Origin of the sequence: Streptomyces sp. NPDC050121, assembly GCF_044460385.1 — a bacterium.
In the GTDB taxonomy this organism is placed as follows: domain Bacteria; phylum Actinomycetota; class Actinomycetes; order Streptomycetales; family Streptomycetaceae; genus Streptomyces; species Streptomyces soliscabiei.
Genome location: NZ_JBITJV010000002.1, coordinates 84234 through 110095, shown reverse-complemented (window position 1 = coordinate 110095; position 25862 = coordinate 84234). Strand labels below are relative to the sequence as shown.

The following is a 25862-nucleotide window of genomic DNA, read 5'->3' as shown; positions in this document are numbered from 1 at the left end:
GTTCCCGGCGGCGGCCGTTTTGCCTCTGGGGCAAGAAATTTGCCCCAGAGGCAAGCCGGGCGTGAAATGGAGGCATGAGCTCGCCCGAGTCCGAGCCTTCGGCGGAACACGTCGAGGCTCTTCCCGTCGTCGCCCCCCAGCTACGCGCCCTGCGCCGCCGGGCCGCCCTCACCCTGGAGGCCGCGGCCCGGGCCGCCGGGCTGTCGCCGGGGCACCTCTCCCGCCTGGAGACCGGCCAGCGCCAGCCCTCGCTGCCGATGCTGCTCGCGCTCGCCCGCATCTACGGTACGACGGTCTCGGAACTGCTCGGCGAGACGGTCGCCGACCGGGACGCCGTCGTGCGCGCCGCCGGCATGGAGCCCACCCGCGCGGGCGGCTGGACGTACTGGCAGGCCGGCGCCTCCGGGCGCGGGATGCAGGCCCTGCGCGTCCATGTCCCGTACGGCTCCCAGGGTGACATCGTGCGGGTGCACCCCGGGGAGGAGTGGCTGCATGTCCTGCGGGGCCGGCTGCGGCTGCGCCTCGGAGACACCACGGACCTGCTCGGGCCCGGTGACAGCGCGCACTTCGACTCGCTGACCCCGCACCGCATCGCCGCGCAGGACGCCGACGGGGTCGAGCTCCTCTTCGTCCACACCCTGCTGCAGAGCCCCACGGCCACGCTGTGCCTGGGCCCGACCCCTTCCGAGACCGGAGAGACGCCATGAGCGACTTCGAGGAGAAGTTCCCCCGCACCCTGTGGATCCGGCTGATCATCTACATCGCCGTGGGGCACCTTTTCGCCGGCTTCCTCTGGCTGCTGTTCGAGGTGGGGGCCAGTCAGTAGGGCCCTGCGGGGTCGGTGCCGGAGCGGCTGTCAGTCGAGGAGCCGCTCGCGCAGCCGCTCGCGTGTCTCGGGGGAGAGACCGAGGCCCTGCTCCAGATAGGCGTCGACGCTGCCCCAGGTCTCCTCGATGGTCTCGAACGCCGCCGTGAGGTACTCCACGCGGGCGTCGAACAGGGGGCTGAGCAGCTCCATGACCTCGGGGGAGTAGGCCTCGGCGGAGGTGGCGCTGCGGCGCACCTTGTAGCGGCGGTGCTTGGCGTTGGACTCCAGGTAGTCGGCGAGGATCGCCTCGCGCTCCACGCCCAGGGCGAGCAGCGTCACCGCGATGGACAGACCCGCGCGGTCCTTGCCCGCCGCGCAGTGCATCAGGGCCGGGACGCTGTCCTCGGCGAGCGAGTGCAGCACCCGTGAGTGCTCCGCCGTCCGCTCCTTGACGATCGTGCGGTAGGAGGCGATCATCCGGCCCGCGGCCTTGCCTTCGCCGAGTATCTCGCGCAGCTGGTCGATGTGGCCGTCGCGCACCATCTTCCAGAACTCGGAGCCGTCCGCCGGGTCCGACAGCGGCAGGTTCACATTGAGCACGCCCGGCAGGTCGACGTCCGGGCCCTCCAGCTTCTGGTCCGCCGCGTTGCGGAAGTCGAAGATCGTGTGCAGGCCCAGGCCGGACAGGAACGCGGCGTCCTCGTCGGTGGCGTGCGCGAGGTGGCCGCTGCGGAACAGCACGCCGTGGCGCACCCGTCGGCCGTCGACGGCCGGCAGGCCGCCCACGTCCCGGAAGTTGCGCACGCCGGCCAGCTCGGGCTCGGTCGACGGGATCTGCTGCGTCACTGGGGCTCCCTCCCTGTCGGTCACCGTCGGCGCGGCTCGGGGTGGCCGACGGGACACCTGACCATACGACATGGGTTCCCGGGGCAACGGGTTGTCCACAGGCCGGTGAACCGGACGTCCGCCCAGGTGAGGAGTTGTCCACAGGATTGCCCGGGCGAAGTTGCCGGGTGGGCCGACCGCATTCGATGATGTTGGTGCTTGATCGCACCTGTTCGAATTAGTGGGGGTTTGATGCCCGAGATCGCCGACAACGGCCGTACCTGGCTCCTTTCGGGGCCCACGAGCAGCTACGCCCTCCACCTCACCGAGGCCGACGAGCTGATCCACCTGCACTGGGGCCCGGGCATCGCGCTCGCGGACGCCGAGGCACTCGCCGCGCTGCCGCCGTCGGAGCGCGGGGCGTCCTTCGAGGGCCCGCTCGACGGCCGCGAGGAGTACCCGGTCGAGGGCGGCCCCCGCTTCGTCCGGCCCGCCCTGTCCGTGCGCACCGACGAGCGGCGCGGCACCGAGTGGACCTTCGAGGCGTACGAGGCCGACGGCGACGGGCTGCGGCTGCGCTTCCGGGACGGCGGGCTCGCCGTCACCCTGCACTACCGGATGCGAGGAGATGTCGTCGAGCGCTGGACGACCCTGCGCAACGAGGGCGAGCGGCCGCTGGAGCTGCTGCGCGCCGACTCCGCTGTCTGGACCCTGCCCGAGCGCGAGGGCTGGCGGCTGTCGCAGCTGCACGGCCGCTGGGCCGCGGAGTCCCGGCTCACCGTCTCCCCCCTCACCTACGGTGAGAAGGTCATCGGCAGCCGCCGCGGCCACACGGGGCACCAGCATCTGCCCTGGGTGGCCCTGGACACCGACGCGACCGAGGAACGCGGCGAGGTCTACGGCTGCGCCCTCGGCTGGTCGGGCTCCTGGCGGATCGCCGTCGCCCAGCTCCCCGACGCCCGCGTGCAGATCACCGGCGGCGCTGGCTACGACGACTCGGGCCTGCTGTGCCTCGCGACAGGGGAGTCCTTCACCACGCCCGTCTTCGCCGGTCTGTGGAGCGACGCCGGGTTCGGCGGCGCGAGCCGCACCTGGCACGCCTACCAGCGGGCGCACGTGATCCCGGACGCCGAAGGGGACCGGCCGGTGCTCTTCAACTCCTGGGAGGCCACCTACTTCGACATCTCCGAGGAGCAGCAGGCGACCCTCGCCCGGCGCGCCGCGGCGATCGGCGTCGAGCTGTTCGTCGTCGACGACGGCTGGTTCGGGGCGCGCACCGGCGACCACGCCGGGCTCGGTGACTGGCGGCCCAACCCCGACCGCTTCCCGAAGGGGCTCAAGCCGCTCGCCGACTATGTGCACGCCCTCGGTATGCAGTTCGGCATCTGGGTCGAGCCCGAGATGGTCAACCCCGACAGCGAGCTGTACCGGGCGCACCCCGACTGGGTGCAGTTCCAAACGGGACGAAAGCGGACGGAGTTCCGCAATCAGCTAGTACTGAACCTCGCGCGCGAGGACGTCCAGGAGTACCTCTGGGAACAGCTCGACGCCCTCCTGTCCAGCGCCCCCGTCGACTACGTGAAGTGGGACTTCAACCGCTGCTTCACCGACGCCGGTTGGCCGGACGATCCCTACCCGCAGCGCCTCTGGGTGGACCATGTGCGGGCCCTCTACGGCCTGCTGGACCGGTTGCGGGCCGCCCACCCGGGCGTCGCCTTCGAGTCCTGCTCGGGCGGCGGCGGACGCATCGACCTCGGGATCATGAGCCGCACCGACCAGGTGTGGACCTCCGACAACACCGACCCCCTCGACCGGCTCGACATCCAGCACGGCTTCAGTCAGATCCACCCCGCCCGGGTCATGGCCGCCTGGGTCACGGACAGCCCGAATGCCCAGCTCAACGGCCGGGTCAGCTCGCTGCGCTTCCGGTTCGTCAGCGCCATGGCCGGGGTGCTCGGCGTCGGCGGGGACCTCTCCGAATGGAGCGAGGAGGAGCTGGCCGAGGCGCGGGAGTGGGTGAACCTCTACAAGGACATCCGGCCTCTTGTGCAGCACGGCGACCTCTACCGGCTGCGGCCGCCGGCCGGCGGCCTGAGCGCCGTCCAGTACGTGCGTGGCGACGAGGCGGTCGTCCTCGCCTGGCTTCAGGCGCAGCGGTTCGGCGAGCCCGTTCCGGCGCTTCGACTGCGCGGGCTCGACCCGACAGCGCCTTACGAATGCCGCGAAACGGGCGAAGTGCACCGAGGGGCCGTGCTGCTGCACCGTGGGCTGCGGACCGGACTGCGGGGCGACCTTGATGCGACGGTTATCCGACTGCGCCGCATCTGAGGGTTATGTCCGAATTGGGGCCTTAATTCCAACTCGCTGCGGAGTAAGGAAACCTGGGGAAGTCTCACGTGAGCAGCGTCATATTCGTGACCGTACGTCGCGCGTCATGCTCACGTAATTTGCATGCCTTTCAAGGGGGTTTGACGAAAAGCGGGCCTATTGATTGACGGAGCGTGACCGGGAATTCGCACAGCGGATCAAGAGAAATGCGTTGTCCGTGCAACCTCTGCTTGTCCCTGTGCGTCCTGGTCGCTTACGTTCCACACCAATCCGGACGGACGCCTAATCCTGCCGCCGCCCGGTGTCCGCACACTCACCCGTACCCGGCAGGAGCGGGGGACCCACAGGCAGAACCGCCTGTTCCGGTCCCGGAACAGGCTTGGGGTAAAGCCGCGCCTCGGCGCGGCCGGACATCTCCAGTCCGCACCCGACAGCTCACCTCGCAGGCGCCGGAGAGGAATTCGTCATGCCCGCGAAGGGTAAGCACCGCCGTCCCAAGTCCCAGCGCTTCACCCGTTCCATCGCCGTCGTCGGAACCGGCGGCGCCGCGCTCGCCCTTCCGCTCATAGGCGCCACCGGCGCCCACGCCGCCCCCGTGCAATCGGCCTCCCAGTCCGTCGCGCAGACGGTCGCGCAGTCTGTTTCGGAAAAGGCCGTGCAATCCGTTCCGGTGGCGCAGAAGAAGGCCGCCGCCACGGGCACCCGGACCTACACCGTGCGGTCCGGCGACTACCTCTCGAAGATCGCCGACGAGCAGAACGTCAGCGGCGGCTGGCAGAAGCTGTACCAGGACAACCGTGCGGCCATCGGCGGCGACCCGTCGCTGATCCACCCCGGCCTGAAGCTCTCGATCGGCAAGAAGGCCACGACCGGCGGCACCAAGTCGTCGTCGGGTTCGTCCTCTTCGTCCGCCTCGACGAAGTCGCCCACCCAGGCCGCCGAGAAGACCACCAGCACCTCCAGCGGTTACACCCTGCCGGTGGCCGGCGCGACCATCGGAACCGGTTACCACGTGGCCGGCAGCATGTGGTCCAGCGGCTACCACACCGGCGTCGACTTCGTCGTCCCGACCGGCACCTCCCTCAAGGCCGTGGGCGCGGGCACCGTCGTCTCCGCGGGCTGGGGCGGCGCGTACGGCAACCAGGTCGTCATCAAGCTCGCCGACGGCTACTACGCCCAGTACGCTCACCTCTCGCAGCTCTCCGTCTCGGCCGGCCAGACCGTGACCGAGGGCCAGCAGATCGGCCTGTCCGGTGCGACCGGCAACGTGACCGGCCCGCACCTGCACTTCGAGATCCGTACCACGCCGGACTACGGCTCGGACGTGGACCCGGTCGCCTACCTCCGCTCGCACGGTGTCGCCGTCGGCTGACCCCGCCGACGACCGCACGCCACCCGCCTGACCGCGCCTGACCACGCTTGGCGCGCCACACGCCTGACACGCCTGACACGCAGCCGAAGGCCGGACCCCGATCCCCGGGTCCGGCCTTCGGTGTTCCCGCATGCCGGTCCCGCCGACGGGCCTTGCGTGTTCGTGATCGTTTCGTTGCGGTCGGGTGGCAGCCCCTTTCGTCCCCTCGACAGGCGGGTCAGGGTGGGGCCACAGTGATCCCCGTCAGGGAGCAAGCGCTTTCTGCCGTTCTTCGGAGGTCCCGTGTCCGGCGCCGACCGACGCACCGTCATCAACCGGTTCCTGAGCACTGCGGCGGCCGTGGCGCTCCTGGCCGGCGTCGCACCGTCCGCCTCGGCCGCGTCCGGCGGCACGGACCTCGTCCGTCCCGGCGACCGGCGACTCGTCTACGAGGGGCACTGGGGCTGTACCGCCGAGGCCGCGATCACCGTCAACTCCGGTTCCCGGCTGCGGTTCCGGTTCGCGGGCGGCGCCGTCCACGCCCTGTTCGACGTCTCGTCGGTCACCGTGCCCGCACAGGCGTACGTGTCGGTCGACGGAGGCCCGAAAAAGCTGCACGCCGTCGACCGCGCCGATCTCGCGATCACGGCGACCGGGCGGGGCCCGCACACGGTGCAGCTGTCCGTGAAAGACGTCCACTCGCGGGCCGGCCGGTGGACGCCCCCGCTGGAGACCGGAGTCGTCCTGACCGGACTCAAGGGCCGTCTCCTCGGTCAACCTCCCGTCAGAGCACGTGAGTTGGCGTTCTACGGCGACTCGATCACCCAGGGTGTGATGGCGCTCTGTGAGGTCAACACCTCCGACTGCGCCGACGGGACGGCCGCGTACCCGACCCTCGTCGCCGACGCCCTGCACGCCTCGCTCACCCAGGTCGGGTTCGGGCGGCAGGGTGTGCTCCAGACCGGCAACGGGGGAGTGCCGACCGCCGGTGACGCGTCCGGCTGGAACTTCGCGGGCTCCCCGGCGCGCCCGGACCGCGACGCCGACGTGATCGTCGTCAACCAGGGCACCAACGACGCCGCCTACGGCTCGACCGAGCTCCGTGCCGCCTACCACGCCTACCTGGAGCGTCTTCGGTCGGCCGCCCCGCACCCCCGCATCCTCGCCCTGCGTCCCTTCGACGGGTCGCACGCCGCCGACATCGCCGCGGTGGTCGCCGAACTCGCCGATTCCCGCACGGAGTTCGTCGACACGACCGGCTGGCTCTCGGCGGCAGACGGCGACTTCCACGGTGCCGTCCACCCGAGTGCCCAAGGTCACCGCAAGGCGGCCGACCGCCTCGTCGCCCTCATCGGAAACCCCGCGCAGGGTCGCCAGTGAACGCCACCCGCCGCCGAAGAGCCGCCGCCGTCACCGTCGCCCGCCTGCGCACGCTCGCCCAGAACCCCGCGTACCGCGCGGGCCGGGTGCGGCTACCCGCAGTCCACGTACCCCGACCACCACCCCGGCGCCGAGACCCGCCGGGTGCCCAGGCCGTCCCTCACCCACCCCGCCCACTGAAGGAGCCGCTTCCCGTGTCGACCACGCGCAGAGCATTCGGAGCCCTCGCCGCCGGCGCCGCCCTGGCCGCCCTCGCCCCCGCGGGCGCCGCGAGCGCCACACCCCGTCACCGCCGGCTGATCGCCCACGACGACTTCCGCCACGGTCTGCGCAAGTGGGCCGTGGAACTGGAGAAGGGCGGAACCGTCACCGCCTCCCGCGGCGCCCTGGAGGTCGATGTACCCGCCGGGGCCACGATCTGGTTCAGGCGGCCGCTCGAAGGACCGTACGTCCTCGAATACGTCGCCACGCCCGTCTCCGCGGGCGGGGTCAACGACCGCGTGTCCGACCTCAACAACTTCTGGAACGCCGTCGACGTCCGTTCCCCGGACGACCTCTTCGCCACCCCGCGCGGCGGCGCCCTGGCCGAGTACGACTACCTCAAGACGTACTACGCCGGTTACGGCGCCAACACCAACACCACCACCCGGCTGCGCCGCTACGTCGGCGAGGCCGGGGTGCGCCCGCTGATCTACGACTACGCCGAGCCGCTGCTCGTGGCGAACGAGCCGAACCATGTGCGCATCGTCTCCGACGGCTCGGCCGTGCGCTGGTGGAACAACGGACGGCTCGTCTTCGACTACACCGACCTGGAGCCGTACACCGCAGGGCACTTCGCGTTCCGGACCACCTGGAGCCACTTCCGCATCAACGACTTCCGGGTGTGGTCCCTTATTCCCTGATTGGCCAACTCTTTAGCAGTGGCTTATCTCACCGACCGTCAACCCCTTCCTACGGTCGCGTAAGTCACATTCGAAGGTGAATCATGAACTGCTGTGGCAGACGATTCGAAGAATGACAACAGATCAGTGATCGGGTCGTACGTGGCGGTGGGGGACAGCTTCACCGAGGGCGTCGGCGACCCCGGCCCCGACGGGGCGTTCGTCGGCTGGGCCGACCGGTTCGCGGTGCTTCTCGCGGACCTGCGGCCCGAAGGCGATTTCAACTACACCAACCTCGCGGTCCGCGGAAAGCTGCTCGACCAGATCGTGGAGGACCAACTCCCCAGGGCGGTGCGGCTCGCCCCGGACCTGGTCTCCTTCTGTGCGGGCGGCAACGACATCCTTCGTCCCGGCACCGACCCGGACGAGGTCGCAGAGCGCTTCGAGCGCGCGATCGCGTCCCTGACCGCCGCAGCCGGCACGGTCATGGTGACCACCGGCTTCGACACCCGTGGCGTTCCTTTGCTCAAGCACCTGCGCGGCAAGATCGCCACCTACAACGGGCATGTCCGTGCCGTCGCCGACCGGTACGGCTGCCCGGTGCTCGACCTGTGGTCCCTGAAGTCCGTGCAGGACCGCAGGGCCTGGGACGGCGACCGGCTCCACCTCTCCCCGGAGGGGCACACGCGCGTGGCGCTGCGCGCGGGGCAGGCCCTCGGCCTCCAGGTACCGGCCGACCCGGAACAGGCCTGGCCGCCGCTCCCGCCGCGCGGCACCCTCGACGTGCGGCGCGACGACGTCCACTGGGCGCGCGAGTATCTGGTGCCGTGGATCGGGCGCCGGTTGCGCGGGGAGTCCTCCGGCGACCACGTGACCGCCAAGGGCACGCTGTCGCCGGACGACATCAGGATGCGGATCGCGGCCGTGGCCTGAGTGGGCCCGAGGGGGCCTGAGCGGGCGCCCACCGGGGGCCGGCTCCACCAGTGAGGTGAGCGCACGGGAGTGGTGCGCGGGCGGCGGCAGATACGGGTGCTGGGATGACCGCACCCGTACCTGCCCCCGCCCGACACCTCCAAGGACCGGTCCCGCATGCCCCTTCCCCGTACGCCCCTCGCCGCGGCTCTCGTCTCCCTGCTCGCCCTGGGCATCCCGGTACTCGCCGCGCCCACCGCCGCCTCGGCCGTCCGGCTCGCACCGGCCGTCCGGCTCGCACCGGCCAGCCCCGCCACCGTCACGGTGAGCGGGGAGGGCAGCGCGAGCGCGGCGCCCGACCTCGCGGTCGTCGGCGCCGGCGTCGAGGCCTCCGCCAAGACCTCGCAGGCGGCGCTGGACACACAGGACAAGGCGGCCGCCGCGCTGCTGTCCGCCGTCCGCGCCCAGGGCGTCGCCGACCGGGACATCCGCACGCAGAGCGTCTCCCTCAACCCCGTCTACGACTACACGGGCAACACCGCTCGCCTGAAGGGCTACCAGGCCGCGCAGTCCTTCTCGGTGAAGGTGCGCCAGGTGGCGAGGACCGGCGTGGTCCTACAGGCCATCACCGACGCCGCCGGTGACGCGGCCCGCATCAACTCCGTGGCCTTCGACCTCTCCGACCCCGCCCCGCTGCGGGCCCGCGCCCGCGAGGCCGCGCACGACGACGCCCACGCCAAGGCCGAGCAGTACGCCCGCCTCAGCGGCCGCCGGCTCGGCCGCCTCGTCTCATTCAGCGAGGACGCCTCCACCTCCCCGCACCCCGTCCCCTCCTCCGCCGACACCCCCGGCATCAGCGCCGTGCCGGTAGCCCCCGGCGAGATCCGTGCGACGGCGACGGTGACGGCGGTGTACGAACTGGACTGAGCCGGCCCGGTCCGGCGGATCAGGCCACCGGCCGCCGCCGATGAGGGGCACTGTGGGCCTCGGCTTCCTGCGAAGCGACCCGCCGGGACCGGTGCCGCCTGGTCGGTCCCGCTCGCCATGCCTCGTGCCGTCGGCATCGACGCCCTGCCCGGCGCGCCGGGTGACATCCGGGTGACGGTGACCGCGGTGAACGAGTTGGGCCGAGCGGGTCGGCTCGGTGGGTCAGACCGTCGGCCGGCGTTGAGCCGTGCCTCTCGCGGACTGTGCCGGAGGTCTGCCCTGTCGGGTGGGAGCGCGTGGTGTGGTGGGCGGATGCGGTTGCGTCGGGGGCTAGGACCTGAGCGCTCGAGCGGGGGGACATCCCCCCGCTCCCCGCCACTGAACAGGCACCGCCGCTTCCCTGCGACTTGATCGGCCGGACAGGTCCTAGCTAGGTGGCCAGTCGCCGCGGCGCGACTGCTGGGGTCGGGGGCGTTGCTGTGCGGGAGCCGACGGGCCGGTACCGGGAGGGGCTCAGGGGTTCTGGGTGCTCAACGTTTCTGGGGGCAGGCCGAGTTCCCGGGTCAAGGCCTCGTCGACCCATTCCTGTGCGCGGGTCCGGGACACCGCGCCCGCGTACGACGTCAGCTGTACGGCCAGCCCGTCCAGCAGGGCCGTCAGTCGCAGCGCCGTGCCCGCCGGGTCCGGGCAGCGGAACTCGCCCGCTGCCACGCCCTCCGCGATCACCTCGGCGAGCGCGGCCTTCCACTCCTTGTCCAGGTCCCGGGCGACCTCCCGCAGCGCGGGCTCGCGCAGCGACACCGCCCAGCCCTCGATCCACAGCCGCCAGCCCTTGGCCTGCCCCGTGGGCGCGTACCAGCGCACGGCCGACCGCAGCCGGCGCAGCGCCGTGGTGCGGCGGCCCACCAGCTTGCGCAGCCGCGCCAGATCGTCCTCGGCCGCGTAGGCGAACGCGTCGGCGACCAGCTTCTCCTTCGTCGAGAAGTGGTAGAGCACCAGCGCGTTGCTCACCCCGAGGGCCGCGGCGACGTCGGCGATCCTGACCGCCGCCACGCCCCGCGCCTCGATCTGTTCGATGGCGGCCCGCAGCAGTTCCTCCCGCCGCTCGGCCACACTCAACCGGACCCTCGCCACGCCGTCACCCTAATCCGTAGGCGCGCACCTCGCCGGTGCGGGCGCGTTCGGCGCCGGCCGGTGGTGGCCGAACCGTTCCGCGATCACCGGCAGCCGCCGGGCGGCGATCGTGTGCGCGGCGGCTCGGGGCGTCGTCCCGTCGGCCTCCGCGCGGGCCAGCACCAGCTCCACCAGGGCGCGCATCGAACGGCGCGTGTACGCGAAGGCCTCCTCGGCGTCCGCGCCGATGTCGCCGAACAGCGTCCACCACCACCAGGCGTTCGTCCCTGAGTTGACGACGACGTCGGGCAGCACGCTCACCCCGCGCGCGTGCAGCAGCTTCTCCGCCTCGGGGAGGACGGGCATGTTGGCCGCTTCGGCGATCCACCGCGCGCCGATGAGCTCCTGCTCCTCGACCCCGATCGCGTACGACACGGCGGCCGGCACGAGCACCTCCGCGTCCACCGACAGCCAGGCGTCGCCCGGCAGCTCACGGTCCCCGGGGCGCAGTACGGCACGGTCCACGGCGCCGTGCGCGTCCCGCGCGGCCAGCAGCGCCTCCACGTGCAGACCGGCCGGGTTGGCGATCGTGCCCTTGACGTCGGCGACGGCCACGACCGTCAGCCCCGCGCGCGTGAGGAACCGCGCCGTGGCCCCGCCCATCGTGCCCAGCCCCTGCACGGCGACCCGCGTTCCGGCGTACGCCTCCCCGGCCCGATCCAGAGCGGTCAGCACGGACTCGGCGACCCCCAGACCGCCGACCAGCTCGTCCAGGCCGATGCCGTCCACCTCGACGGCGAAGGCGGCCGCGAGCCGCGCGCGGGCGGCCGCCTCGTCGTCGAGGAGCGGGTAGACCGCCTGCACGGACGAGACGAGACCCGCTTCGGCCGCGGCCCGGTCCACCAGGTCCTGGGTCAGGCCCAGATCCTCGCCGGTGGTCCAGCAGCTCTCCACGTACGGCCGCACCGCGCGCAGGTACCGCACCAGCAGCCCGTACGCCTCGGGATCCCGGGGGTCGCAGTCGATGCCTCCCTTGGCGCCGCCCAGCGGGACGTAGCGGGCCTCGGGGTCGTAGTGCAGGGCCTCCTTGAGGCTCATGCCGTGGGCGAGCCCGGCCACCTCCTGAAGGGTGCAGCCCGGCCGCATCCGCAGTCCGCCGCTGCACACACCGCGCACGAGCCGGTCGACCACCAGGAAGCCCTGGCGGCCGGTGACGTGGTCGGTCCAGGTGAGCGACAGGAAGGGGGTGGTCATACGGGCTCCTCGACCGGCGGAAGCGGTGTTCGGGAAACGACTGGTACTGAACAGTGGGTCAGTATCGAAAGGTCGGCCGCGCCGTGTCAAAGCGGGCTCGCGGGCCAAGGGGGACCAGGACGAACCCGTGTTGTCGGAGGGGGCGTCCATAATGGAATGCCTCAGCGACTCCACCTGGAGGTACCGTGCCCGGTTTCCGTTCCATGAGCTTCGGGCTCCGTGCTCCGCAGCCCGAGGCCTTCGGCGCGGACCCAAGCGGTGAGCGCATGGCGCGCATCCGCAGGTCGCCCCACTTCAAGGACGGGGTGTTCCAGAACCCCGGCGGCCCGGCGCGGATCCGCCCCTCGGGCGGCGGGATGATCGACTTTGCCAAGAACTTCCTGGACAAGGAGAAGCGTTCCCGCCGTGCGCCCACGGGGAGGATCCCGGTGCACGCCACCACCCTCGCGGACCTCGCCGCGCCGCCTGCCACGGGCCTGCGCCTGACGTGGGTGGGGCATGCCGGGGTGCTCGCGGAGATCGACGGGCAGCGCGTCCTGTTCGACCCGGTCTGGGGCATGCGCTGCTCCCCGTTTCCCTTCGCGGGACCCAAGCGGCTGCACCCGGTGCCGCTCCCGCTGGCCGCGCTGGGCCCGGTGGATGTCATCGTCATCTCGCACGACCACTACGACCACCTGGACATGCCCACGATCAAGGCGCTGGCCGACACGGACACCCTGTTCGCCGTGCCGCTCGGCGTGGGCGCCCACCTCGAACACTGGGGCGTCTCCGCCGACCGGCTGCGCGAGCTGGACTGGCACGAGGCGACGAAGGTCGGCGGCCTCACCCTGACCGCCACCCCGGCCCGCCACTTCTGCGGCCGCGGCCTGCGCAACACCCAGCACACCCTGTGGGCCTCCTGGGTCGTCGCCGGTGAGGAGCACCGGATCTACCACAGCGGCGACACCGGCTACTTCGAGGGCTTCAAGGACATCGGCGCCGATCACGGCCCGTTCGACGCGACGATGATCCAGATCGGCGCGTACTCGGACTTCTGGCCCGATGACAACCCGGACACCGAGCCGCTGCCGGGCGGCTGGCCGGACATTCACATGAATCCCGCTCAGGGCGTCCAGACCCACCTCGACCTGCAAGGAGGCGAGGCGGGCGGGGTCCTGCTCCCGATCCACTGGGGTTCGTTCAACCTGTCGCTCCACCCGTGGGCGGAGCCCGGCGAGTGGACGCTGGCCGCCGCGAAGGCCGTCGGCCAGACGGTCGCCCTGCCCGTCCCCGGCCTGCCGTTCGAGCCCGCGGGCGACGTTCCCACGCATCCCTGGTGGCGGGATGTCTCGGAGCCCCTCAACCGTCGCTGGCCCGTCCCGGTGCTCGCGCCGAAGACGACCCGCGAAGACCTCGATCTGGTGGGCGAGAGCTGACGCGGATCGGCGCGGGAACGAATCGAACGACGGGGCCCCTGCCCCCGGCCCCCCGTGGGCACGGAGCCGTGCCGTGGGCCGTGCCGCCGCCCATGACGTAGGCGGTGCCTCAGCGAGAGGACCCGGACAGGTCCTCGTGCGCCATCGGCGCCGAGGTCAGCGTCCGCTCCACTGCCGCGAGCACTTCGGACGTCGCCTCCGCGGCCGCCGGCACGACGTCGGCCATGAGGAGATATCCGTGCACCAGACCCGGCGCCGGAACGTGATGCACAGAAACGCCGGCGGCGGTCAAACGGGCCGCCAGTTCGACGCCCTCGTCATGCAGCGCGTCGAATTCGGCGGTGCCGATCACCGTCGGCGCCAGCCCGCGATGGTCGGCGTTGAGCAGATCGATCGCCGGGTCGGCGAGGTGCCTTGGATCCGGCACGTACTGCTCGTAGTACCAGCGCAGATCATCGGCTTCCGCCAGGTATCCCGTTCCGTAGGCGCGCATTGAATCCGACTTCATGTCCGGATCGGCCGGTGGATACACCATCAACTGCGCGGCGAACCTGATTCCGTCGTGGTCGCGGTGGTGCATCGCGATGGCCAGCGCCAGCGCTCCTCCTGCGCTGTCGCCGCCGACGACGTGGTCACGCCCGGGATGGGCGGCGGCCGCCCATTCGGATGCGGCGATCCCGTCCTGGAGCGGGCCGGGATACGGGTGTTCGGGCGCGCGGCGATAGTCGACGGAGACGACGACCGCTCCGAGAGCGGCGGTGATGCGACGGCACACCGCATCGTGGGTGTCGACATCGCCGGTCATCCAGCCCCCGCCGTGCAGATACGTCACGAGGCGGCCCCGGTCGGCCACCGGCAGGTACGTCCGGACTCCGAACCTGCCGCCGTGGCCGTCGATCAGCTGATCCGTCACCGCGGCGACCGGCTGCGGCGCTGTGCCGCCCCGCGAGCGGGCGGCGCCGTCGGCATAGCGGCGGCGTACCGCCTCCACGGTGAGCGTGCGCGCCGGTGCGGGCCGATCGGCGGCCTGCCATTTGATCAGGGCACGGATGAAACGGTCCAACGGCACGAGACTCTCCTCGGGTTACACCTGCGGAGGATTCGGCGGTGCGCCCCGCGCGGCCGGTCTTCCCCAGCGCCGACCGGACGACGCTCGGCAGCGCGTCCCAGCACCGCTTCCGTACCGAATTCACCTACCACTTCCATGAACATTTCATCGGAATATAGCCCACGCCGTGCGCGCCCGTCCCGGGCATTCGTATGTGAATTTCTCACGACTTGACGTTGATACTGCACGGTCCTCGGAAGCTTCGGACGGCCAATGCGGCGGCCGGCTTCTTGAGGTGTACCGAGGTCAGTCGGCGCTGCGGGCGAGGAGTCCGTCGACGACGGCTTCCAGCCCCCGGCGATGCTGGTCCAGTGTGGTCAACTCCGCCCATCGGCCGTCCAGTCGGGCGAGCTGCGGGAACGCCCCCGCCTCCGGCGCGGCCATGGCCCACTCGCGCCGGGGCGCATTTCTGGCCTCGCTCTGCGCGCGCTCGCGGTTGAAGCGCACGATCAACTCACCGATCGTGTAATACCAGATGACGTGGTAGGCGTACACGGCCTCTTCCTGCGTCAGTCCGCAGCCGACCGCGGCGTCGATCATGCTCTCCACGATCCACAGCGCGGAGACGCTCACGAAGGTGTCCGAGGCGAGCACTTCGACGATCCAGGGGCAGTCCGCGAGGATGTCATGGAGCACCTGGGCGCTCTCGAGGAGACGCAGCCGCGGATCCTGGGGCAGCTCGGGCCGCGGGAAGCTCTCGGCGTGCGCGTCGAGCAGGAGCATCAGCAGCTCGTCCTTGTCCCGCACATGGTGGTAGAGGGCCATGGCCGTGCTGGACATCTCCTTGGCCAGGCGGCGCATGGTGAGGTGCTGGGCCCCCTCCTCACGGACGATCTGCTGCGCGGCGACGAGGATCGACTCCCGCGACAGGCGGGCCCGTTCGGGTCTGCTGCGTTGGTGGTTCCGGGACTGCATGGATCCAGCTTTCTCTGTTCTTGGCCCGACCGAGGCACGTGGCCCGACCGAGGGCGCACCAGTGCCGGAAAGCGGTGTCTGCCGGACTGCGCGGCGAGACCGTAGTCTCGCAGAGCCCTCCGGTGTACTGCCGATGCCGTAACTGCTGTCCTCACGACCGGTCGAGGGGGGCGTCGGGCTCTCGACGGGTGGCGGAGCCGAGACCCATCGGCGGCGGAGCCGAGCCCGACGGATGGTGGCCCCGAGAGCGGCCTTTCACGAGCCATGGCGTCGCACGGCACATGCCGGAGGCACAGGGGCGCCGAAACGGGTCGGGGGTGACAATCAACCACGCCCCCGCTACTGTGACCTTACGCGTACACCTAAGAGTGAAATATGCGGGGGAAACGTGGTCAGCCAATCTCTGACGGATGGTTTACTCGGCAACTTCGATGCGCTGACGGCGATGCGCGAACATCCGGTCAAAGCGGCGGCATGTGAGAGTACGCCCGGCCGCCGTCGTCCCCGTGAACGGTGTTGATCCGGCCAAACTCTCCGGTTGATCCGACGTCGACCCCGACGAATGAGCCGGCCGCCTCCGTCGAATAGCAGGTGTCGCATTCATGCGCATTCGTGAGGCTTCGATTCCGGCCGCGACGGTCCACGGTACCGAGGGGCCACAGCGTGGGTTCCCGCAGGTGGTGGCGGTTTCGTGACACTCTGGCCTGAATCTTTCTACGCGTCCTCTTCTCGATTTACCTGCTCATTCACTTGGTCCTGACCTGTGCCGCTGTCGCATCCTCGCGACGCGACGGCGCGTCCTCTTTCCTGTGTTCGCGGATCATGAAATAAGGTCCGCTCATAAGGGACGCCTTGTTCTGGATGCGTCCCACGGGTGAAGGTCCTCGGCGCGACTGCCTGTGCTCAAAGGAGAGACATGGAAAGCCGTTACTGCGCGGCCGTCGCGGAGACGCGACGAAAGCCTCTTGCTACCACAACCGGAATCATTACCTCCGACATTTTTATCGCGCATACGGCATACAACGAACCCGGTGGCCGGTCCATATCCGGCGGAATGGCCGCCCTGTCCGTCCCTCCGCGCTGACGGCGCGGGAGCCGACACGGACCACGGACGGAACACCACTTCAGGAGGCGAATGATCCATGGCCACCACGGCAGCACAGCTGCGCATACAGCTCTTGGGGCCGGTGCGTGCCTGGCGGCACGGGGTGGAGGTGGCGCTGGGCCCGCCCAAGCAGCGGGCCGTCCTGGGCCTGCTCGCGAGCCGCGCCAACGACGTCGTGGGCGTCGAGAACATCGTGGACGCCCTGTGGGGCGGCGACGTGCCGCAGACGGCCGCCAACGGCGTCCACACCTATGTGGGCGGCCTGCGCCGGGCGCTGGAGCCCGGGCGCGGCAGAAGAGCGGCCGGGGCGGTGCTCACCTCCGAATCCGGCGGCTACTGCCTGCGGTTGGACCCCTCGGACGTGGACGCCACTCTCTTCGTCCGCAGTCATAGTGACGCGCGTAGGTCACGGGGCGAGGGCAACGCCGATGCGACCCTGCGCCTGTACGAACAGGCCCTGTCGCTCTGGCACGGCGAGGCGTACTCCGGAGTCCCCGGTCCCTTCGCCTCGATGGAGCGCACCCGGCTGCGGGACCTGCGGCTGACGGCCGTGGAGGAATGGGCAGCCGACATGCTGGCGGCCGGACGGCACGCCGAGATGGTCACCGACCTGACGGGCGCGGTGTCCGAGGAGCCACTGCGGGAAAAGCTGCGCTGGCTGCTGATCCTGGCGCTGTACCGCAGCGGACGACAGGCCCACGCCCTGCGGGTGTACGAGGAGACCCGCCGGCTGCTGAGCAGCGAGTTGGGCATCGAGCCCGGCGCCGACCTGCGCAACCTCCACCAGCAGATCCTGTCCGGGCATCCGGAGCTGCGTTCCCCCGGCCCAGACGCCCAACCCGTGCTGCCCGCCGGTCGCGAAGCCGCCTTCCGCGGCACCCCCAAACCGGTGCAACTCCCGCCCCTTGCCCGCGGGTTCGTCGGCCGCACCAGAGAACTGGCGCAGCTGGCAGCGGTGTTGGATGACGAGAGCTCACGGCACGGCGCGACGACTCCGGTGGCGGTGGTCGACGGCCCGGCCGGCGTGGGCAAGTCGGCGTTCGTGCTGGAGCTGACGCATCGACTCATCGACCGTTTCCCCGACGGTCAGTTGTACGTCGACCTGCACGGCACCGGACTGCAGGGCCGGCCGGTGAGCGCGGCGGACGCGCTGGGCCAGCTCCTGGGCAGTCTGGGAGTCGACGCCTCGCGGATCCCTCCGGGACTGGCCGCCCGCGCCACTCTCTACCGGAGCCTGCTGCACGGCCAGCGGATGCTGGTCGTGCTCGACGACGCGCTCAGTGCCGACCAGCTGCGGCCCCTCATCCCCCGGGGCTCGTCCTGCGTCCTGGCGACCAGTCGGCAGCGCTTCGGCGGGCTCGCGGCCCGGGACGGTGCTCACCTGTTCACCATCGCCCCGCTGGCCGACGAGGAGTCGGCGCGTCTCCTCGCCGGTCTCAGCGGGGGACGGCTCGAGGGACAGGAAGCGGCCACCGCACGCCTGGTGGCGCTGTGCGGGGGACTGCCGCTCGCGCTGCGCATCGTCGCCGACGGGCTGGCGGCCAACCCCGGCGTGCCGCTGACCGCGCTCGTCGAGCAGTACGCGGCCGAACACGGCCGGCTCGACCGACTCGCCGTGAAGGACGACGCGGCGGCCAGCATGCGCAGCGTCTTCGAGGCGTCGTACCAGGCGTTACCCGCGGACGCGGCGCGGATGTTCCGTCATCTGGGCCTGTACGGCGGTCCGTTCACGGTGCAGATCGCCGCGACGCTCGCCGAGACGGACCGCGACACCGCCCGTCGACTGCTTTCGCTGCTTACCGCCAACCACCTGCTGAAGGAGGAAGCCGGCCACCAGTACCGCTTCCACAGCCTCATCGCCGTCTACGCCGCCGAGTGCGCGGAGCGCGAGCCGCTGGCCCGCCGCCAGGAGGCCCTGACCCGGCTCGTCCAACTGGGCCCACCCGTTGCGCAGCCACGGTCCTCGGCCCGGACCGGCGACTGGCAGGGCGCCCGCGCCGTCTCGTTCTGAGCACACCGCCCGGGCCCGATCAGGTCTTCGTGTCTCCCGACGCCGACGCCGACGCCGACGCCGACGCCCGACGCCCGGCGACCAGTGATCAGCGACCTCGGGACGATGGCGTCGCCGCCGTGGCCTGTACCGGCAGTCCCTCGACGACGGGCGTCGGCGAGCAGCCGGGTGCCAGCCCGGCGGGGACGTGCTGGGGCACGGCCGCCGGGCGGACGTAGCCGCAGCGGCAAGGGCGGGCGGCCGGTACGAGAACGGTCCGGAAGCCAAGGCCATGACCGATACGGTGCGTGACATTCCGTGGGGTTCGGCCCGAGGTGAAGGACCTGCCGGGGCTGTGAGGGCGGGACGCTCGGGGCGACAGAAGGTTCGGCGGCGCGGATCGACGGAAGGGAACTCCCCGGCCCGTGCCGCTCCGTTGAGATCGCCTCTGACCAGCTCTGATCGACTTCTTTCCCGATCGCGTCCCGGATCTCGTGGATTTATCGGTCTCCCGTACGAAGCCTCATACCAGAGCGGGACGCTCCCCGTGAGACTTTGTCAACTGCCCACCGCACATGATGCGTTGCCGACTACTGTGAGTGGCCGTCGGGCGACACCGGGCCGAATTCTTGGCTCTCCCGACCGACAGCCAGGCTCGACGGACCAGCACGAGGACACCGATGTCTCACCTCCGCGCACCCGCCGCCCGCGCAGACCGCCGCGAGGGCGGGCGGCACGGGCGGCCGGTCGCCCGCACCGCACCAGCGCCGGCCGAGACACACATACGGCCCCAGTTGCTGCGGCTCGCCGTGCTCCCCCCGACCGCGGTCGCCCTCAGCGCCTGCGCGGTCGTCCTGTTCACGGTGCGCTCCACCGGCGTCAGGCCCGGCGCGACGCTGTGGGCGGTGCTGGCCGGCGCGGTCGCGGTGACCGGCGTCGGCATCGTGATCGCCGCCGTGGCCGCCGACCGCGCCGCCCGCTCCGTCAGCGACCGCATCGTGGCCCTGCGCCGGGGCACCGCGCGCGGCGAGGCCGAGCTGCGCGCCGTCATGGAGGCGCTGCGCCGCGGCGAGGTCCCGCCACAGCTCACCTCACGCGGCGGCCCGCCCGGCCCCGACGCCGACGACTTCGAACTGCTCGCCGCCGACCTTTCCCGCGCCCACGACGGCGCCGTCACCGCCGTCGTGCAGGCCTCCCAGCTGTCCAGCCAGGCCGGGAGCGAACAGAAACTGGAGGTCTTCGTCAACCTCGCGCGGCGCCTTCAGTCCCTGGTGCACCGCGAGATCTCGATCCTCGACGAGCTGGAGAACGAGATCGAGGACCCCGACCTGCTCAAGGGCCTCTTCCACGTCGACCATCTCGCCACCCGCATCCGCCGACACGCCGAGAACCTCGCCGTCCTCGGCGGGGCCGTCTCCCGGCGGCAGTGGAGCAACCCCGTCTCCATGACCGAGGTGCTGCGCTCCGCCATCGCCGAGGTCGAGCAGTACTCGCGGGTCAAACTCGTTCCGCCCATCGACGGCGAACTGCGCGGCCACGCCGTCGCCGACGTCATCCACCTCCTGGCCGAGCTCGTCGAGAACGCCACGGTGTTCTCCGCCCCGCACACCCAGGTGCTGCTGCGTGCCAACCTCGTCACCTCGGGGCTCGCCGTCGAGGTCGAGGACCGCGGCCTCGGCATGCCCGTCGAGGAACAGGCCCGGATGAACGCCCTGCTCGCCGACCCCGACCAGGTCAACGTCGGCCGTCTGCTGGCCGACGGCCGCATCGGCCTCTTCGTCGTCTCCCAACTCGCCCGACGGCACGGCATCCGGGTCCGCCTGCAGAACAACATCTACGGCGGCGTCCAGGCCGTCCTCGTCGTCCCCCAGGCCCTACTGGGTCCGGCCTCCGTCGCCCCCGGGACCACAGCCGAGGCCGCGGACACCGACGGCGCGGGCCTCCCCCTCGCGCCGCCCGCAGCCCCCCGGCCCCCGCTGCCACCCGCTCCCCACCCCCGCCCGCAGGACTCAACTCGGGGCCAGGTCCCCGGCGACATGGGCGCGGCGCGCGGCCTGGCTCGGGTTCCGGTCGCCGGCGATGCGAGCCGGCCTCCCGGTCCGGCTCGGCCCCACGGCCATGGCGATGCGAGCCGACCCTCGGGCTCGCCCGCGGTGCCGGGTACTGCTGACGCGGGCCGGATGGCGGGTTCGGGGCAGCCCCAGGGCCCTGGGGACGTGGGCCGGTTGGCGGATGCAGGTTGGTCCTCGGGCGCCGGTGCCGGCGACGTGAGCCGACCGCAGGCTTCGGCTCAGGGGCGAGATGCGCGCGACGAGAGCCGACCGCAGGACTCGGCCCGAGGCCGGGGTGCTCGCGAAGCGGGCCGGTCCTCGGGCTTGGCTGAGGTGCCGGGCGCCCTCGACGCGGCGCGGCCCTCAGGCTCTGATCAGGCACAGGGTGCTGTTGACAAGGCAGAGGACCGGGCCTCGGCTCAGGTGCAGGGTGCTGTCGACAGGGGTGAGAGGCAGGGCTCGGCTCAGGGACGGGGCGCTGCCGATTGGAGTGGGTCCTCGGGCTCGGCTCGGGTGCAGGGTGCCGTCGATTGGAGTGAGGCGTCGGGCTCGGCTCGGGGGGGCGGGGTTGGCGGCGGGTCGTTGGCCGGGTCGGCGTGGGGGGAGGGTTCCTCGGTAACCGGTGACTCGGGTGGGGGGCGGACGTCGGGGTCGGGGCGGGCGCAGATGACGTACGCGTCGCCGGAGGGCGCCTCGGGCACCGGTCGTGCGGCCGTGGTCCCGCAGGGGCGGTCCGTTACCGCCGGGGGGCCTGCCGAGGCGCCCACCGAGTCGGGCCCGGGCCGGCCGGACGCGCCGCACGGGAGCGGACGCCGACCGGCGCCCCTGCCCGTCCGCGGCGCACGCCAGACGCGGGCCAACCCGGCCGAGGCCGTGCCCGGCATCCGGCAGGCCGACCGGCCCGTCGTCGAGGAGCACGCGGGCATCGCGCCCACCCCACGCGTCGGCGCCGTGCGCGGCACCATGGGTAAGCCCCAACTGCCCCGCCGTCGCGCCCAGGAGCACATCGTGCCCCAACTGCGCGGCGGCCCGGCCCCACGCCAGGAAGCCGAGCAGCCCGTCGGCCACGACCCCGGTCTGATGGCGGCCTTCCAGCGGGGCATCGGCCTGGCCGAGGCCCAGCAGGCCCTGGAGGCGGACGTCCCGGGACAGCCGCCGTACCCGCGGTCGCACCCGTCGGACGCCTTGCCCCCCACCCCGCACCCGGCCTCGGACCACGCCCCGCCCCGCATAGCCGAGGCGTACGGCGCGCATGACGGGCTCGACCTGCCCGGTACCGAACAATCCACCGCCCGGCACGACGGGAGCACACCAGCCGGATGAGCACTCTCAGCACAGCCACCCCCACAGCCACCCCCACCCCCCGCGCTTCCGCAGACCTTCGTACCCCAAGGAGTCGATCCGCCATGGCGAGCGATGCGCCGACCGGCCATGTATCCGATCTCGACTGGCTGATGAGCGGCCTCGTGCAGCGCGTACCGCACACCATGAGCGCGGTGCTGCTCTCCTGCGACGGGCTCGTGAAGTCGGTGCACGGCCTCGACCCCGACAGCGCCGATCACATGGCCGCCCTGGCCTCCGGCCTGTACTCCCTCGGCCGCAGCGCCGGCGTCCGCTTCGGCGACGGCGGAGACGTACGGCAGGTCGTCGTCGAACTCGACGCCACCCTGCTGTTCGTCACCACCGCCGGCTCGGGCACGTGCCTCGCCGTGCTCGCCGGCCGGGAGGCCGACGCGGCCGTACTCGGCTACGAGATGGCGATGCTCGTCAAGAGCGTCCGCCCGTATCTGACGACCGCACCCCGGCAGCACGCCGTCGAACCGTCGGTGATGGGGCCTTGAGCGTGGCTGCGGCCGGCGACGGGCCCTGGCTCGACGACGCGGCCGGACGGCTGGTGCGCCCGTTCACGGTCAGCAACGGCCGGACCAGGCCCAGCGTCGCCCTCGATCTCATGTCGCAGGTGATGGCCACCGGGGCGACCCCCCTCGGCTATCTCGGCCCGGAACACGCGACCGCGCTCCAGCTGACCCGGGCCCCCGTGTCGGTGGCCGAGATCGCGGCCCATCTGAAGCTGCCGGCGGCGGTCACCAAGGTGCTGCTGTCGGACCTCCTCGACTGCGGGGCGCTGACCACCAAGCCCCCCGAGTACCACCACATCCCCACCGACCGGGCCCTTCTGGAGGCAGTGCTCGATGGACTACGACGACAGCTCTGAGCGCGACGAGCACCGCACCTACGGCGAGCACCGCAAGCACGGCGCATACGGCGCGGACCACGACCACGACGACCACGGAGCGCACGAAAGCGGCCCCGACCCCTTTCCCACCGCCCTGAAGATCCTGATCGCGGGCGGGTTCGGGGTCGGCAAGACGACCTTCGTCGGCGCCGTCAGCGAGATCGCGCCGCTCAGCACGGAGGAGCTGCTCACCACGGTCGGTGCCGCGACCGACAACCTCGACGGCATCGAGAACAAGGTCGAGACGACCGTCGCCATGGACTTCGGCCGTATCACCCTCGATCCGCAGCACGTCCTCTACCTGTTCGGCACACCCGGCCAGGAGCGGTTCTGGTTCATGTGGGACGAGCTGTGCGAGGGCGCCCTCGGCGCGGTCATCCTCGCCGACACCCGCCGCCTGGAGGAGTGCTTCGCGGCCGTCGACTTCTTCGAGGAACGCGGGCTCGCCTTCATCGTCGCCATCAATGAGTTCGACGGCTCCCACCGCTACGCCCCCGAGGAGGTGCGCGCCGCCATCGACCTGGACCCCGGCATCCCCGTCGTGCGCTGCGACGCCCGTATCTCCGCCTCCGGCGTCCAGACCCTGCTCACCCTCGTCAAACACCTCATCGCCCACGCACCGGCCGCACCCCAGCCGAGCCGCGGCGCCCACATGTGACGCCCGCACCCAACGCCCCGGAGCCGCATATGACCTACGTCCCCAGCGACGGAGCCCGGCCATGAGCTACGACCCGCCGCGCCCGGCCGGTCGTCTGCTGCTCACCCCGGAGGACAAGGAAGCCCCCGCCCGCGCCCGGAGGCTGCGCCGACTCGGCCTCGGGGGACGGCCGGAGCCCGCCCTGGACGCGTTCGCGGACCGCCTCGCCGAGGTGACCGGAGCGCCGTACGCCATGGTCAACTTCCCTGACGAGGAACGGCAGTTCTTCGCCGGGCTGCACACCCCGGCCGGCGGCCGGGCGGCCCGCGGCGGCAAGCCCGAGGTGGGCCGCCGACTGCCTCGCGACTACGGCTACTGCCCGCACGTCGTCGTCCGGCGCAAGGCGCTGGTCCTGGAGGACGTGGGCGACTACCCGCGTTTCGCGGGCAACCCGATGGTCGACGAGTACGGCATCCGCTCCTATCTCGGCGCCCCGCTCATCGACTCGACCGGCATGGTGCTGGGCACGGTCTGCGTCGCCGACCTCGCGCCCCGGCCGTGGGGGAAGGCCGGCCTGGAGACCATCAAGGCGACGGCCGCCGACCTCGCCGGACAGCTCCAACGGCGGGAGGCCGACGGCCCCCACACGCCGTGAGGGAGGCGTACGCCCGTCAGGGGGCCCGCCAGATGTTGTCGAAGGCCGCGTCCTCGATGGTGCGCCGTTGCCGTACGGCCTCGAGTTCCGCCACCGCGTCGCCGACCGCCGCCACCACCGTCACGATCGCCTCGCCGGGGAGGTCCGGGAAGCCGTCGGCCGGTTCCTCGCGCAGACCGACGGCGGCGGCCAGCGCGGCGAGGACCGGTTCCCCCGCCTCCCAGCGCTCGGTGGCCTCGCGACGGGCCGGTGACTCCACCGGCTCCGCCCCCGCGGACCGGACGGAGAGCCAGTGGCGTCGTGGCCGGCCGATCAGCCCGTCCGCCTCCAGCCGGTTGCCGTAGGCCGAGGCGAGGCCGCGGCCGCGGCGCCACAGCCAGTCCTCGACCGTCTCGTACGGCGTCGCCCGCACGAGCGCGGACGCGGCCTCGTCCAGGAGGGGATCGTCCGTTGCCGGCGGCAGGCGGGGCACGAGGAGGTCGCCGTCGAGGGCGAGCCCTTCGGCCGTGATCAGGTCGATCGCCTCGGCGCCCGCGAGGGCGAGCGACAGATCGCCCTGCCCGACGGGACGCACCGGCGTCACGTCCATCGCGACGATCATCAGGTCCCGTGCTGTGGTCATCAGATGCTCCCCGTCGGTCGGCCGGCCTGGTGAGGGTCGTGGTCCAGGGTGACACGCCCCGGCGTGCCGTGCGGGAAGAGACGCAAGGGAACCGGGTCAAGGTCAGCGGGCCAAGGGCAGCGGGGCCACCCGTGTGAAGCAGAGCTGTGGCGGCGCTTAAGAAAAGCTCGATGGACCCGGGAGGGCTGAGTGCGGCAGATTGCTGGGCGAATCCACACGTCTTCCCGGCTGCGGGGCCCTTCGGCCTGCCCGCGCCCGGGCCCTCACCACAGGAGCCGTTGCGTTGAAGGCGCTGGTCAAGGAGAAGGCGGAGCCCGGGCTGTGGCTCGCGGACGTCCCGGAGCCCGCTGTCGGGCCCGGTGACGTACTGATCAAGGTGCTGCGCACCGGCATCTGCGGCACCGATCTGCACATCCGGTCCTGGGACGGCTGGGCGCGGCAGGCGATCCGCACCCCGCTGGTGCTCGGGCACGAGTTCGTCGGCGAGGTCGTCGGGACGGGTCGTGACGTCGTCGATGTCCAGGTGGGGGACCGGGTCAGCGGCGAGGGTCACCTCGTCTGCGGCAAGTGCCGCAACTGTCTCGCCGGGCGTCGCCATCTGTGCCGGGCCACCGTGGGCCTGGGCGTCGGGCGCGACGGCGCCTTCGCGGAGTACGTGGCCCTGCCCGCCGCCAACGTCTGGGTGCACCGCGCCCCCGTCGACCTCGACGTGGCGGCGATCTTCGACCCGTTCGGCAACGCCGTGCACACCGCCCTGTCCTTCCCGCTGGTCGGCGAGGACGTGCTGATCACCGGCGCCGGACCGATCGGGCTGATGGCCGCCGCCGTCGCCCGGCACGCCGGCGCCCGCAACGTCGTCGTCACCGACGTCAGCGAGGAGCGGCTGGAGCTGGCCCGCAAGATCGGCGTGAGTCTGGCGCTGAACGTGACTGAGGCTCAGATTGCCGACGGGCAGCGGCAGTTGGGACTGCGCGAGGGCTTCGACATCGGTCTGGAGATGTCCGGCAGGCCCGAGGCGATGCGCGACATGATCGCCAACATGACCCACGGCGGCCGGATCGCGATGCTCGGGCTGCCGGCCGCCGAGTTCCCGGTCGACTGGGCCCGGATCGTCACCTCGATGATCACCATCAAGGGCATCTACGGCCGTGAGATGTTCGAGACCTGGTACGCGATGTCGGTTCTCCTGGAGGGCGGCCTCGACCTCGCCCCCGTGATCACCGGCCGGTACGGCTACCGCGACTTCGAGGCGGCCTTCGCCGACGCGGCGAGCGGCCGTGGCGGCAAGGTCATCCTCGACTGGACCGCGTAGACCGCGAGCCGGCCGCACCAGCCCTACGCGTAATTCA

The 25862-nt window shown here is 71.8% G+C and carries 22 protein-coding genes and 1 riboswitch; of the genes, 16 read left to right on the top strand and 6 right to left on the bottom strand.

What is annotated here, in order from left to right; translation table 11 throughout:
* Positions 1–74: 74 nt before the first annotated feature.
* Entirely contained in the window at positions 75–707 is a 633-nt protein-coding gene (locus ACIBTS_RS02900) for a helix-turn-helix domain-containing protein (protein ID WP_399316062.1), read from the top strand.
* On the top strand, positions 704–826 hold the full coding sequence (locus tag ACIBTS_RS02895; RefSeq protein ID WP_079658247.1) for a DUF6126 family protein: 123 nt from the start codon (positions 704–706) through the stop codon (positions 824–826). The genes ACIBTS_RS02900 and ACIBTS_RS02895 overlap by 4 nt, the downstream gene beginning before the upstream one ends.
* A 30-nt stretch (positions 827–856) precedes the next feature.
* Here the strand turns inward: ACIBTS_RS02895 and ACIBTS_RS02890 are convergent, their stop codons facing one another.
* Complete coding sequence (locus ACIBTS_RS02890) at positions 857–1654, bottom strand: tyrosine-protein phosphatase (protein ID WP_399316059.1); 798 nt, start codon at positions 1652–1654, stop codon at positions 857–859.
* A gap of 231 nt (positions 1655–1885) precedes the next feature.
* Between ACIBTS_RS02890 and ACIBTS_RS02885 the strand changes: the two genes are divergently transcribed.
* The 6 genes from ACIBTS_RS02885 to ACIBTS_RS02860 all read left to right on the top strand — a co-directional run bounded on the left by ACIBTS_RS02885 (position 1886) and on the right by ACIBTS_RS02860 (position 9412).
* Positions 1886–3961: an alpha-galactosidase gene (locus ACIBTS_RS02885; protein WP_399316057.1), complete on the top strand. Its 2076-nt coding sequence runs from the start codon at positions 1886–1888 to the stop codon at positions 3959–3961.
* 304 nt (positions 3962–4265) lie between these two features.
* Positions 4266–4423, top strand: a riboswitch (cyclic di-AMP (ydaO/yuaA leader).
* Between the two features lie 4 nt (positions 4424–4427).
* Positions 4428–5333, top strand: coding sequence for a peptidoglycan DD-metalloendopeptidase family protein (locus tag ACIBTS_RS02880; RefSeq protein WP_399316055.1), 906 nt, complete (start codon positions 4428–4430; stop codon positions 5331–5333).
* Positions 5334–5615: 282 nt separating this feature from the next.
* The gene (locus ACIBTS_RS02875; protein WP_399316053.1) at positions 5616–6692 is read left to right on the top strand and encodes a GDSL-type esterase/lipase family protein; all 1077 of its coding nucleotides are present in this window, start codon (positions 5616–5618) and stop codon (positions 6690–6692) included.
* Between the two features lie 194 nt (positions 6693–6886).
* Positions 6887–7594 carry a DUF6250 domain-containing protein gene (locus ACIBTS_RS02870; RefSeq protein WP_399316051.1) on the top strand — a complete coding sequence of 236 codons (708 nt, stop codon included), beginning with the start codon at positions 6887–6889 and terminating at the stop codon, positions 7592–7594.
* A gap of 126 nt (positions 7595–7720) precedes the next feature.
* Positions 7721–8506 (top strand): SGNH/GDSL hydrolase family protein, encoded by a 786-nt coding sequence (locus ACIBTS_RS02865; RefSeq protein WP_399316049.1) that lies wholly within the window; start codon positions 7721–7723, stop codon positions 8504–8506.
* A 156-nt stretch (positions 8507–8662) separates the two neighbouring features.
* Complete coding sequence (locus tag ACIBTS_RS02860; protein WP_399316047.1) at positions 8663–9412, top strand: SIMPL domain-containing protein; 750 nt, start codon at positions 8663–8665, stop codon at positions 9410–9412.
* A 513-nt stretch (positions 9413–9925) separates the two neighbouring features.
* Here ACIBTS_RS02860 and ACIBTS_RS02855 read toward each other — a convergent pair.
* Together ACIBTS_RS02855 and ACIBTS_RS02850 are read right to left on the bottom strand one after the other, a co-directional pair.
* Positions 9926–10546, bottom strand: a complete 621-nt coding sequence (locus ACIBTS_RS02855; protein ID WP_319676298.1) for a TetR family transcriptional regulator C-terminal domain-containing protein — start codon at positions 10544–10546, stop codon at positions 9926–9928.
* Positions 10547–10555: 9 nt separating this feature from the next.
* Complete coding sequence (locus ACIBTS_RS02850; RefSeq protein ID WP_399316044.1) at positions 10556–11779, bottom strand: Glu/Leu/Phe/Val dehydrogenase dimerization domain-containing protein; 1224 nt, start codon at positions 11777–11779, stop codon at positions 10556–10558.
* A gap of 185 nt (positions 11780–11964) precedes the next feature.
* Here ACIBTS_RS02850 and ACIBTS_RS02845 point away from each other — a divergent pair, with 185 nt between their 5' ends.
* Complete coding sequence (locus ACIBTS_RS02845) at positions 11965–13194, top strand: MBL fold metallo-hydrolase (RefSeq protein ID WP_399316041.1); 1230 nt, start codon at positions 11965–11967, stop codon at positions 13192–13194.
* Between the two features lie 109 nt (positions 13195–13303).
* Here the strand turns inward: ACIBTS_RS02845 and ACIBTS_RS02840 are convergent, their stop codons facing one another.
* Both ACIBTS_RS02840 and ACIBTS_RS02835 read right to left on the bottom strand, forming a co-directional pair.
* On the bottom strand, positions 13304–14263 hold the full coding sequence (locus ACIBTS_RS02840) for an alpha/beta hydrolase (RefSeq protein ID WP_399316039.1): 960 nt from the start codon (positions 14261–14263) through the stop codon (positions 13304–13306).
* Positions 14264–14548: 285 nt separating this feature from the next.
* Positions 14549–15217: a TetR/AcrR family transcriptional regulator gene (locus ACIBTS_RS02835; RefSeq protein WP_399316037.1), complete on the bottom strand. Its 669-nt coding sequence runs from the start codon at positions 15215–15217 to the stop codon at positions 14549–14551.
* A gap of 1142 nt (positions 15218–16359) precedes the next feature.
* On the opposite strand from ACIBTS_RS02835, the gene ACIBTS_RS02830 reads away from it, so the two are divergent.
* The 6 genes from ACIBTS_RS02830 to ACIBTS_RS02805 all read left to right on the top strand — a co-directional run bounded on the left by ACIBTS_RS02830 (position 16360) and on the right by ACIBTS_RS02805 (position 23891).
* Complete coding sequence (locus ACIBTS_RS02830; protein ID WP_319676293.1) at positions 16360–18333, top strand: BTAD domain-containing putative transcriptional regulator; 1974 nt, start codon at positions 16360–16362, stop codon at positions 18331–18333.
* A gap of 659 nt (positions 18334–18992) precedes the next feature.
* Positions 18993–21686, top strand: a complete 2694-nt coding sequence (locus ACIBTS_RS02825; protein ID WP_399316034.1) for an ATP-binding protein — start codon at positions 18993–18995, stop codon at positions 21684–21686.
* Positions 21687–21769: 83 nt separating this feature from the next.
* Entirely contained in the window at positions 21770–22204 is a 435-nt protein-coding gene (locus ACIBTS_RS02820; RefSeq protein WP_079658232.1) for a roadblock/LC7 domain-containing protein, read from the top strand.
* A 2-nt stretch (positions 22205–22206) separates the two neighbouring features.
* The gene (locus tag ACIBTS_RS02815) at positions 22207–22578 is read left to right on the top strand and encodes a DUF742 domain-containing protein (protein WP_319332189.1); all 372 of its coding nucleotides are present in this window, start codon (positions 22207–22209) and stop codon (positions 22576–22578) included.
* Positions 22556–23257 (top strand): GTP-binding protein, encoded by a 702-nt coding sequence (locus ACIBTS_RS02810; protein ID WP_399316031.1) that lies wholly within the window; start codon positions 22556–22558, stop codon positions 23255–23257. The genes ACIBTS_RS02815 and ACIBTS_RS02810 overlap by 23 nt, the downstream gene beginning before the upstream one ends.
* Positions 23258–23318: 61 nt before the next feature.
* Positions 23319–23891, top strand: coding sequence for a GAF domain-containing protein (locus ACIBTS_RS02805; RefSeq protein ID WP_319672343.1), 573 nt, complete (start codon positions 23319–23321; stop codon positions 23889–23891).
* 16 nt (positions 23892–23907) lie between these two features.
* On the opposite strand, the gene ACIBTS_RS02800 is transcribed toward ACIBTS_RS02805, so the two are convergent.
* Positions 23908–24513, bottom strand: a complete 606-nt coding sequence (locus tag ACIBTS_RS02800) for a GPP34 family phosphoprotein (protein ID WP_399316028.1) — start codon at positions 24511–24513, stop codon at positions 23908–23910.
* Positions 24514–24796: 283 nt separating this feature from the next.
* On the opposite strand from ACIBTS_RS02800, the gene tdh reads away from it, so the two are divergent.
* Entirely contained in the window at positions 24797–25825 is a 1029-nt protein-coding gene (gene tdh / locus ACIBTS_RS02795) for an L-threonine 3-dehydrogenase (protein WP_399316026.1), read from the top strand.
* The last annotated feature ends 37 nt before the right edge of the window (positions 25826–25862 follow it).